Below are 12,275 nucleotides of genomic sequence, written 5' to 3'. Positions count from 1 at the left end.
GCTGTTGTTTCAAGATGGATAACCTCCCTTCAATAAACTCTCTAATTCTGCCATTTCTTGGTTAATGGCGGTTTGTATTTCATCTTCTGAGTAGTTGCTGATATCTGAAATTATCTCAGGGTTTTCTGTGGAAGAAGTTCCCTGTGATTGTCCGTTAAGGGCAATTTTGCTGTCATTCACGGCGAATTTTTCCTCAACTATTTCATCCTCAGATTCAATGGTGCTTAAGTATTGCGCTAGGGATTTAATAGTGGGAAAATTCCAAGCTAAACTAGCTTCTAATTGTTGTGTATAACCTAGCCATTCCTGTAAATCTTGAGCTAATTCCACAGCCATAACCGAATCGATACCATAATCAGCAAATGCTTGCTTTGGATCAATATTTTGAGGAGATAAGTTCAATTTTTCCTCTAACCAGTTCATTAACCAATTTTCAATGTTCCGCCTAGTCTCCCAGTCTCCCAGTCTCCCAGTCTCCGAGTCTCCGAGTCTCCCAGTCTCCCAGTCTCCCAGTCTCCGAGTCTCCGAGTCTCCGAGTCTCAAAAACTCATCTACTTCGCGATCTTCTCCTGCTAGAGTTTGCTCTAAGTTACCGATCGCATTTTCATAATCACTGATTAATTCTGTTGTCTTATTAGCACTACTAATCACCAGTTCATCAGGGGTTTGGGCAAAACCTTGGGCAATTTTTTGTTGAAAATGTTCTTTTGTCCAGGCGATCGCCCGATTTAACGACTCGGAGGTGCTTGACATGGCTTTTGCTTCTAAAACTGCCAACAAGACTCCCCACATAGCCACTTCGCCACATAATATGGCTGTCCAATTTTTGGTTTTTGTTTCCTCTGTAAAGGGAGATTGTCTGTAATCTTGAATTTGCTGAACTGTTTGCTCGAACCTTTCGTAAATCTCAGGCATACTTAAAGTATCACAGAGAAATGTTTTGAAAGATTCTGGTTGATAAATGACTCTTGATCCCAGAAAAGCGGTTAAAGTTTCCGTTGGCCCCTCAAAAATCCTTAAAATTCTGGCATCTCGTAATATTTGCGGTGCCATATTGCTTTCAATGTACCCTCGACCCCCAAGAAACTGTACTAAGTTATCTGCTGCTTCCCAGTAAAATTCGGGGGCGGCCATTTTACACACAGCATAAGCTTCAACAGGAACCTCTTGCCCTTGGTCTAACCATGTAGTAATACTGGTAACTAGGGTCTCTATAGTGGTAATAGCTGCGGTTAATCCATTTAAACGGGCTAAAACCAAAGGATTTTCTAATAAACGCCCCGTAGAAATTTGACGACGGGAACTATAACGGTGCCATAACTGAGCGCAACGTTTCATCCCACCTACACTGGCCGCAGCGATGGTTAACCTTCCATACATCATGGCATATTGAGCTACTTTCATGCCTTCCCCTGTATTTCCCAGTTTTTGGGAGGCATCAACAGCAACATCATTGAAATAAACGGTATTTTGTACCATTCCTCGCATTCCCATAGTTAAAGCTTCGGGGCCTTGTTTTAGTCCTGGAGTTCCTCTTTTAACCGTAAAACCGCTTATTCCTTGAAAATTTCCTTGTGAGTCTTTTTCCTGCACAAAAACGTTAATGATTCCAGCCCAAGCCGCCGAACCACTCCATATTTTAGTCCCGTTTATTATCCATTGTTCTGGGGACTGGGGAATGGCAGAAGAGGCGATGGCCTGAGGGTTTGATCCGGCACTGGGTTCGGTTAAGGCAAAGGCTGCTAGTTCTCTTCCTGTGGCTAACCTGGGTAATAGTTCTTCTCTTAAGGAGGGACTACCAAAATTTAGTAGGGGACGAATTCCTAAAACGTTGTTTAAGCCGACAAATAGGGACAATGTTGTGTCAATTGCTCCTAATTGCTCCATCACATTCATGGTTTCCCCATTATTTAGCCCTAAGCCTCCGTATTCCAGGGGAACCTGCATTCCTAGTAGTCCTTGATTGCCAAAATCAAGCACAATATGAGGGGGAATACAACGACGTTCATCTATTAAACGAGAATTAATATTTTCGTTGGCGTAGTTTCTTAACCATGAGATTAGTTCGGACAATTTTTTATCTTTTCTCTTTTGCGTTTTATTCAACTCTATGGAATGACTCATTGTCTTTTCTTGAGATTCTTTTGTATTTTTTTCAGAACTATCTTCCTGAAAAATTATAGATATATTGTTTTCTAAATAAGCTTTTTTACCAGCTAGGCGTTGAATTTTACCGCTTGATGTTTTGGGAATACTACCTTGTTTTACCAAAACTATTTTATTGGTTTGAATGCCATGTTTTCGAGAAACATGAGAACGAATTGTGTTAACAATTTCTTGAAAATTAATTTTTTGTTCAAGCTTGCGTTTAATCTCCCCAATAATTACTAATTTTTCCCCTTCTTCAGAGGTTATGCTGGTGGCTACACAACTATGATCACGTAAGGCCGGATGACAGTTTTTTACAGTATTTTCTATATCTTGGGGATAATAATTCCGACCACGAATAATAATAATATCTTTTATCCTACCTGTAACAAATAATTCCCCTTGGTGTAGAAAACCTAAGTCTCCTGTTCGTAAAAATGGTTTTTTATTATCAGGTAAATAAGCATTAAACGCCTTCTCTGTTGCGTCTTCATCTTGCCAATAACCCTGAGCTATACTGGCCCCGGAAACCCAGATTTCTCCCACTGTTTCAGGGGGACAGGGTAAGGCAGTTTCAGGGTCAACAATAATAATATTTTCGTCTATGGCAGGTCGACCACAACTAACAATTTTTTGAGTTTTAATTGTTTCTTCACTTGTGAGAACTACTTTATTTTTTTGTAGTTCCTTACTATCAACTTTAATAATTTTAGGCTCTCTTAACTCACAAGTTTCCTGTAGAGATATGGGAGACAACCTCTCCAAAACTCCCACATTACCCTCCTGGAAGGTTTGGGTGGGTAGCTTGCCCCCCTTGGTAAGGGGGGTTGGGGGGATCATCTCCTGCCTTTCGGTTCCTTCTGCCTCCATTACCTTACCTGTGACAAATAAAGTAGCTTCAGCTAAGCCATAACAAGGATAAAAGGCTTCTCTTTGAAACCCACAACAGGCAAATGCTTCGGCAAACTCTTCTAAGGTTTGAGTAGCGATGGCCTCAGCCCCAGTAAAAGCCACTTGCCAACTACTCAAGTCTAGTTCAGCTTTTTGTTGGGGGGTAATGGTTTCTAAACACCGTTGATAAGCAAAATTCGGTCCCCCGCTTGTGGTAGCTTGATAACGGGAAATAGCCTTTAACCAGCGGATGGGTTTTCTGATAAAACTACTCGGGGACATTAAAGTTACTGGGAAACCCCCATAGAGAGGTTGTATAATGCCTCCTATTAATCCCATATCATGATAGGGTGGCAACCAGATAACCCCGTGACTATCGCTGTTGTGATTAAATGCTTGATAAATATTAGCGGAATTTTTTAGTAAGTTTCCATGACTTACCATCACTCCTTTGGGGTTTCCCGTCGAACCAGATGTATATTGAAGAAAGGCCAGGGTATTACTGTTAATATTGGGTTTTTTCCAGTCAAAACCTAGACTACTATCTAGATTATCGGTAGTTAAATAGGTTAAATCGTCAAATTTACTTATTTGTGAAAAATATTGTTTAATTTCGGCTTTATAGTTACTGGTTGTCAGTATAATTTTAGCTTGAGCATTTTTAGCGATCGCTTCCAGTCTAGATAAAGGCTGCTTTCCCTGGGGAGGATAAACAGGCACCGCCACAACTCCTGCGTATAGACATCCGAAAAAGGCTGCTATAAACTCGAGTCCAGAAGGATATAGGAGTAAGGCTCGCTCCCCCTGCATATTTAAGTTTTGTAACTGTGCCGCGATGGTTTTGGCTTGAGATTCCAAGTTTGAATAACTTAGTGCTATTTCCTCGGTTTCTCCACTGGTTAAAAAGGTATAACTGAGTTTTTGTGCGTGGTTGCTTGCTCTGTGTTGTAAGAGGTTGACAACTGTTGAGTCGGTTGGGAACATTCGTATAACGATCAGGTTAGAGGGATTGTGTAAAAATTGCACAAGTTAAAGTTAAGGTTGAAAACAACCCTACGTTATTAATCTTAACTTAATTAAAATTAACTTGAGGAGATTTTTCTCAAATTGTTAATATACCTAACTGACAAGGAATAATGAACGCTAAAACTGTTGAAGCTATTTACCCCTTATCCCCCATGCAGCAGGGAATGTTGTTTCATAGCCTATTATCCCCTGAGTCTGGGGCTTATCTTGTCCAAATAACCTATGAGATCACTGGTTCATTAAGCTCTGTCGTTTTTGAGAAAGTTTGGCAAAAGTTAGGCGAGCGTCATTCCATTTTTCGCACGGCATTTGTCTGGGAAAACTTAGAAAAACCCCTACAAGTGGTGGGAAGACGAGTAAATATACCTGTTGAACAACTAGACTGGACAACTATTCCTCTTACTCAACAATCGGAAAAATTAACTGAGTTATTACAAAGGCAACGACAACAAGGTTTAAACCTGTCTTCTGCTCCGTTAATGAGAGTAATATTGATTAAATTAGCAGAGGAGCATTATCAAGTTATTTGGTTATATCATCATCTTTTGTTGGATGGTTGGTCAGTTAGCTCTATTTTTAAAGAATTTTTGACTTATTATCAAGCATTATCTTTAGGAAAAACCATAAATATCGGGACACCTACCCCTTATCGGGACTATATCGCTTGGCTACAAAAAAGAGATAGCTTAGAGGCGGAAAACTATTGGCAAAACACCCTCAAAGGTTTTATTTCCCCAACTCCTTTGGGTATTGGTAACTCAAAGGAAAGCTTTCGTAAAGCTTCTCCTCGATACAATGAGCAAGAGAGAAAACTATCCCCAGAACTTACCTCTAAATTACAAAAATTAGCCAAACAACAACAACTTACCCTAAATACATTCATCCAAGGGTCATTTTCCTTATTACTGAGTCGCTATAGTGGGGAGTCAGATATGGTTTTTGGGGCAACGGTTTCCGGTCGTCCACCTGCTCTTATCAATGCAGAATCAATGGTTGGTTTATTTATTAATACCTTACCTGTACGAGTCAAAATTAAACCCCAACAATCTCTAATTTATTGGCTCAAAAAATTACAAAATCAACAAATTGAACAACAACAATATGAATATACACCTCTCCTCGAAATTCAACGTCATAGTGATGTTCCTGGAGATTTACCCTTGTTTGAAAGTTTAGTTATTTTTGAAAATTATCCTATTGAACCAACTCTAAAACAGTCTTTACAAGGTTTGGAAATTAATAATATTCAAACAACAGAACAAACTAATTACCCTTTGACACTTTATGCTGCTATAACCCCAGAATTAACTTTAAGACTTTTATATGACAGTGATCGCTTTTCTTCGTCTAGTATTAACCGTTTATTAGGACATTTAGAAACTTTATTAACTAACATTTCTCTTAACCCTGAGCAACAGTTGTGGGAAGTGTCTTTATTAACCAACTCTGAGAAAAAACAATTATTAATAGAAGGCAATAGAGAAGAAATAAAAGGAAATAATGATCTTAGAATTCATCAATTATTTGAACGACAAGTTGAGAAAACACCTAATAATACTGCTGTGATTTTTGATGATGAATCTTTAACTTATGAACAACTTAATAAAAAAGCTAACCAACTAGCTCATTATTTACAAAAATTAGGGGTTAAACCTGAAACTTTAGTTGGTATTTGTTTAGAACCATCTTTAGAAATGGTAATTAGTTTATTAGCTATTCTTAAAGTAGGTGGAGCCTATTTACCTTTAGATACTAATTATCCTGAACAACGTCTTAATTTTATGGTTGAAAATTCAGGAATTAATTATTTAATAGGGAACAGGGAACAGGGAATAGGGAACAGGGAACAGGTTGTAAACTGGTTTATAGATATAAGTAAAATACAATCAAAAATAAGTCAAGAAAAAGATACAAATCTTGATCTAAAAATCAATCGAGAAAATCTAGCTTATGTTATTTATACATCGGGTTCAACGGGTATTCCTAAAGGTGTACAAATACCTCACCGTGCTTTAAGTAATTTCTTAATATCTATGAGTAAAAAGCCAGGTTTAACAGATAATGATACCTTATTATCTGTTACTACTCTTTCCTTTGATATTGCTGCTTTGGAACTATATTTACCTTTGATAGTTGGTGCTAAATTAATATTAGTTTCTCGAAATATTGCTGTTGAGGGTGTTACTCTTGCGCAACAGTTAGAAACCCATCAAGTTACAGTAATGCAAGGAACTCCTGCAACCTGGAAACTATTGCTTGCTTCGGGTTGGAAAGGAAAAAAAGACTTAACTATTTTCTGCGGTGGGGAAGCATTAGATATTACTTTAGCTCAACAGTTACAAGAAAAATCTCAACAAGTTTGGAACTTATATGGACCCACTGAAACCACTATTTGGTCATCGGTTTATGAGGTAAATTCAGATAAAGTAAGGCTAGGAAAACCTATTGATAATACACAATTTTATATTTTAGATAAAGACTATAATCAAGTTCCTATAGGAGTTCCAGGAGAGTTATATATTGGAGGAATGGGGGTTGCTAGAGGATATTTAAACCGCCCAGAGTTAACAGCAGAAAGGTTTATTGCGATCCCCCCAACCCCCCTTACTAAGAGGGGAGAAAGATTATATAAAACAGGAGACTTAGTGAGGTATGGAGAAGATGGAGAGATAGAATATTTAGGAAGAATAGACTATCAAGTAAAATTGCGAGGTTTTCGTCTAGAATTAGGAGAAATAGAAACAATATTATTAACCCATCCCCAAATAAAAGAAGCAGTTGTTATTGTCAAAGAACAAAGTTTAATAGCTTATATAGTCTCTCCCCAAACTCCCGATCACCCCGTCCCCCCGTCCCCCCAAAGTATCCCTACAGAGGTTAGTGAGCAAGATGCTCACACTCCCGATCACCCCCTCTCCCCGTCCCCCCCTCTCCCCGTCCCCCCCTCTCCCCGTCCCCCCCTCTCCCCGTCCCCCCAAACCCCACCAATAAGGGAGTTTTTAGGGGAAAAATTACCTAATTACATGATTCCCTCTCGGTTTGTGGAGTTAGAAAGTTTACCATTAACTCCTAATGGGAAAATTGATCGTAACGCTTTACCAGAGCCAAAAGATAGACAACAGTTAACAGAAACTTATGTTAGTCCCCGTACCGAAATAGAAAGAACTATTGCTACAATTTGGCAAGAAGTTCTAAAAGTTGAGACAATAGGAATTAATGATCCGTTCTTTGAACTGGGTGGTCACTCTTTGTCTATGGTGAGAGTACACAGTAAAGTAAGAGAAGCCTTTTCATCTGATATTTCTCTAGTGGAAATGTTTCAATATCCAACAATTAGTGAATTATCAACCTATTTTGAACGTCAGAAGTCAAAACAGCCTGTTGTTGAACCATCAGAGTCCAGAAATGAACGCCTAACAGCAGGGAAAAAACGCTTACAACAACGTCGTCAGAAAAATAAAAAATCCTAAAATTCTCGAAGAAAATGACTGATTCACTCAATAATGGTTTAGAAATTGCAATTATCGGCATGGCAGGACGGTTTCCTGGGGCTGATACCGTTGACGCATTTTGGGATAATTTGTCTCAAGGAAAAGAATCAATTACCGTTTACAGTGAGGAAGAGTTACTAAAACGGGGCATTGATGAAGCATTATTGAAAAAGCCTAATTATGTGAAGTCAGCAGCTAAACTAGAAGACGTAGACCTATTTGATGCCGAATTTTTTGGCTTTAATGCTAGAGAAGCGGAAATATTAGACCCCCAACATCGTCTTTTCTTAGAATGTGCTTGGACAGCTTTAGAAAATGCTGGTTATGACTCCCAAAAATATCCAGGGGCGATCGCAGTATTTGGGGGCGCGGGAATGAATGGTTATCTATTTAATGTTTACAGTCAGTCCAAAAATAACAATAGTCTAGATCCCTATCAATTATTTTTGGCCAGTGATAAGGACTTTTTAACCACAAGAGTATCTTATAAATTAAATCTCGATGGCCCAAGCGTCAATGTACAAACCGCTTGTTCTACTTCTTTAGTTGCTGTTCATTTTGCTTGTCAAAGTTTACTCAGTGGAGAATGTGACATGGCCTTAGCTGGAGGGGTAGCTATTTCTCAACAGGTGGGCTATCTTTACCAAGAAGGGGGTATTTATTCCCCAGATGGTCATTGTCGTGCCTTTGATGCTGAGGCCAAAGGGACAGTCAGTGGTAATGGGGTTGGTTTAGTTGTTTTGAAGCGTTTAGAAGATGCTTTACAGGAAAAAGATAATATTCTCGCTGTTATTAAAGGCTCGGCTATTAATAATGATGGGGCGCAAAAAGTAAGTTATACTGCCCCTTCCCTCGATAGTCAGGCACAGGTTATTAAAGATGCGCAACATATAGCAGAGGTTGAACCGGAGAGCATTTCTTATGTTGAGGCACACGGTACGGGAACTGCATTAGGTGATCCCATCGAGGTTTCGGCCTTAACCCAAGCTTTTCGGGTTGGTACTGATAAAACGGGGTTTTGTGCTTTGGGATCTGTGAAAACTAATATTGGACATTTAGATACGGCCGCAGGAATAGCTAGTTTAATTAAAACTACGTTAGCTCTCAAAAATAAACAAATTCCCCCTAGTTTGTATTTTAAACAGCCAAACCCTCAGATCGATTTTGCTAATAGTCCTTTTTATATCAGTGACTCTTTATCAGAGTGGCAAAGTAACGGTACACCTCGACGGGCCGGGGTTAGTTCCTTTGGTATTGGAGGGACTAATGTTCATCTTGTTTTGGAAGAGGTAGTTAACAGTGAGCAGTTAGCAGTTACCAGTGAGCAGTTACCAGTTACCAGTTGTTTATTGTTGTTGTCAGCTAAAACAGCGACAGCTTTAGAAACGGCTAGGGAAAATTTAGTTAACCATTTAAAGCAATATCCAGAGCTTAACTTAGCTGATGTGGCTTATACTTTGCAAGTAGGAAGAAGAGATTTTGATTATCGTGGTTTTGTTGTTGCTAAGGATAACGAAGAGGCAATAAAACAGCTAGAATCTTCTTTTTTAACCCATTCTTCTACAAGTTCCTCCTATCGTCCCGTAACCTTTTTATTTTCAGGCCAAGGTAGTCAATATGTCGGGATGGGGAAAGAGCTATATGACACCGAAACCGTTTTTAAACAAGAAATAGATAATTGTTGTGACTTGCTTCAAGAGTATTTAGGATGTGACTTACGGGAGATTATTTTTGCTGAAAAGGAAACAGGAGATCCCCCCCCATCCCCCCTTACTAAGGGGGGAGAGCAACAGGCAATAGTTAAAAAATCTTATAATTTACAATCTACAATGTATGCTCAACCTGCATTATTTGTCATTGAATATGCTTTGGCTAAACTGTGGATGAGTTGGGGTATTGAACCTGATGTTATGCTTGGCCATAGTATTGGGGAATATGTGGCTGCAACTTTAGCAGGTGTATTTTCTTTAGAAGATGCCCTAAAAATAGTTTATATTCGTGGTAAATTAATGCAAAACTGCGATGCTGGAGCTATGTTATCTGTTGCTCTAGGAGAAGCAGAAATACAAACCTATTTAACTTCTGATCTCAGTTTAGCTGCGGTAAATGCTCCCCAGTTATGTGTGGTGTCAGGGACGGAAACGGCCATCGCTCAACTACAAAAGGATCTCGAAAATAATAATATTGCTTGTCGTCTTCTTCATACTTCCCATGCTTTCCATTCAGAGATGATGGAACCTGTATTAAAAGAGTTTAGCGCAGAAATAAGCAATATTACCCTAAATGCTCCCCAAAAACTCTTTATTTCTAACGTTTCAGGTAGTTGGCTCACGGAAAAAGAAGCTACTGATCCCCATTATTGGTCTACCCATCTACGGAAAACTGTTCGTTTTGCTGATGGTATTTTTGAATTATCTAAGGAACCGCAACGCATTTTTATAGAAGTTGGACCGGGTAAAACCTTAAGTACCTTGACACAACAAAACTTAGGTTTAAACAGTGAACAGGTGATTTTAACTTCTTTACGTCATCCTAAAGAGGAACAGTCTGATATTACCTTTATTTTGCATAGTTTGGGCAAACTTTGGCAAGCAGGAGTTCCTATCAACTGGTCTGGGTTTTATGAAGAGCAACCCCATTATCGTCTCCCGTTACCTACCTATCCCTTTGAACGTAAACGCTACTGGGTTGATGCTCAGTTTAATAAACCCCAAGAAGATGCGATCGCTATTTATGAAGACCTAGAGGATTGGTTTTATGTTCCTTCCTGGGAGCGAAATATGGCACCTTTGGGTATTGATTGGGAATCTATGGATAAAAAGGGTTCTTCTTGGCTTATTTTCCTAGATAATCAAGGTATTGGAGCTAATATTGCCGATAGTTTAACCAAAGCTGGACAAGAGGTGTTAACAGTGACTCCAGGGGAGGAGTTTGCAGAGACAGACTATCGTTGTTTTAGCGTTAATCCAGATAAAAAGGAATATTATCAAGCTTTAGCAGAGGATTTAGGTTTAAGGCAGTTAATGCCCGATTTTATTGTTCATTTATGGAACATTGACCCAGAAAAAACAGAATTTACAGTATATCAGGAGCAAGGTTTTTATAGTTTATTGTGGTTGGCACAAACTTATGCTTCTTCTTCTCCAGAAATTTTTATAGTAACCAATGGTTTATATGATTTGATGGGGCAAGAAGCCTTAATACCAGAAAAAATGCCAATTTTAGGGTTATGTCAGGTGATTAACCAAGAATATCCTCAAATTCGCTGTCGTAATATCGATATTGAAGGAGAGAACTTACTCTACTCTTCCAAGAGCCGATCCCCCCAACCCCCCTTAGTAAGGGGGGCAAGTGATACCCCCGACTCTCCCAGGAGGGGAAGTCAGGAGATAGGCGATCGCCTCATAGCAGAATTTCTTGATCCTCAAAAAGAGTTAATTGTAGCTTATCGGGGTATTTATCGTTGGCAGCAAACATTTAAACCTATATCTTTAAAAGAACCCAAAAAATCAAATATTAAACTACGAAAAGGCGGAAATTACCTAATTTTAGGAGACTTGACCAACAGTTTAGGCAGAATATTCGCCCAACAGGTTGCCGCTACGGAAGATACAACCCTTTTATTAGTTGCTCATAACTCAATACCACAAAAAGAGGAATGGGTCAATATTTTGACACAAAATGAAATAAAAGAATCTGTTGCTCAAGAAATTCGTCAGATTCAGGAATTAGAAGCACAAGGAGTAAACTGTTTAATTTTTAGCCCTGAAAGCGACTTAAACGAGGTTATGGGGCAAGTTGAAGAGGTTCATGGAGTATTCTACGCAACCCCCATGAGTAGCCCCTTATCGGCTGCCCCCATTCAATTATTAGAGCGATCGCAGAGTGAGTATAATTTTCAAACCAAAGCCAAAGGACTTTATCCCCTAGCAGCTAGTTTGCAGGATAAAAAGCTAGATTTTGTCTTAGTACAATCATCCTTATCGGCTGTGTTAGGGGGTTTAGGTTTGGGTGCCTATAGTGGAGCCAACCGTTTTCTAGATGCTTTTGTACACCAGCAAAATCAAATTAGTGAAACCCCTTGGATTAGTATTAACTGGGATGCTTGTTTATCGGAAGAAGATAAACAGAGAGCTATGGGTTTAGGCAGTCGTTTAGTACCTTTTGCCTTGACTCCCGAAGAAGTTAGGGCAGTGATAGATCGTGTTTTAGCCTCTGGTTTATCCTCGCAAATTATTGTTTCTAAAGGTGATCTTGAGGCAAGACTGAAGGGAAGCACTGAGGTTAAATTATCCCCTAAAACTACAGCAGAAACTGGTACAGAGGTTAATCAAAACCTTGCTCAATACGAAAGACCAAACTTAGCCAATGAATATGTTGCCCCACGAAACGATATGGAAGAGGCGATCGCTAATATTTGGCAAGAAATTCTCGGTGTTGAACCTATTGGGGTTAATGATAGCTTTTTTGACCTGGGAGGGCATTCTCTCTTAGCTATTCAGGCACTTTCTCGACTGAAAGAGACATTTCAAGTAGAGTTATCTATGGGTAGTTTGTTATATGAAGCCCCAACTATTGCCGGTATTGCGGAAATTATTGAACAAAATCAAGATGAAAGCGAAGATTTAGCAGCTATAAGTGAGGTCTTAGCTGAGATTCAAAGCCTTTCTCCCGAAGAGGTTGAAGAGCAATTGAAAGAGGAGTAAGATTTTTGTCATT

The 12,275-nt window shown here is 39.1% G+C and carries 3 protein-coding genes; 2 read left to right on the top strand and 1 reads right to left on the bottom strand.

Going from position 1 to position 12,275, the window contains the following annotated elements; all coding sequences use genetic code 11:
- Nucleotides 1-9 precede the first annotated feature (9 nt).
- Nucleotides 10-4,023, bottom strand: a complete 4,014-nt coding sequence (locus CWATDRAFT_RS06305) for an AMP-binding protein (RefSeq protein WP_007304221.1) — start codon at nucleotides 4,021-4,023, stop codon at nucleotides 10-12.
- Nucleotides 4,024-4,175: 152 nt separating this feature from the next.
- Between CWATDRAFT_RS06305 and CWATDRAFT_RS06300 the strand changes: the two genes are divergently transcribed.
- Both CWATDRAFT_RS06300 and CWATDRAFT_RS06295 read left to right on the top strand, forming a co-directional pair.
- The gene (locus CWATDRAFT_RS06300) at nucleotides 4,176-7,535 is read left to right on the top strand and encodes a non-ribosomal peptide synthetase (RefSeq protein WP_007304220.1); all 3,360 of its coding nucleotides are present in this window, start codon (nucleotides 4,176-4,178) and stop codon (nucleotides 7,533-7,535) included.
- Nucleotides 7,536-7,549: 14 nt separating this feature from the next.
- A complete protein-coding gene (locus CWATDRAFT_RS06295) occupies nucleotides 7,550-12,262 on the top strand; it encodes a type I polyketide synthase (protein WP_007304219.1) in 4,713 nt (1,570 codons plus the stop codon).
- Nucleotides 12,263-12,275: the final 13 nt, after the last annotated feature.

This window comes from Crocosphaera watsonii WH 8501 (assembly GCF_000167195.1).
Lineage (GTDB): Bacteria > Cyanobacteriota > Cyanobacteriia > Cyanobacteriales > Microcystaceae > Crocosphaera > Crocosphaera watsonii.
The sequence above is the reverse complement of the archived record's forward strand: the minus strand, read 5'-3'. Positions and strand labels throughout refer to the sequence as shown.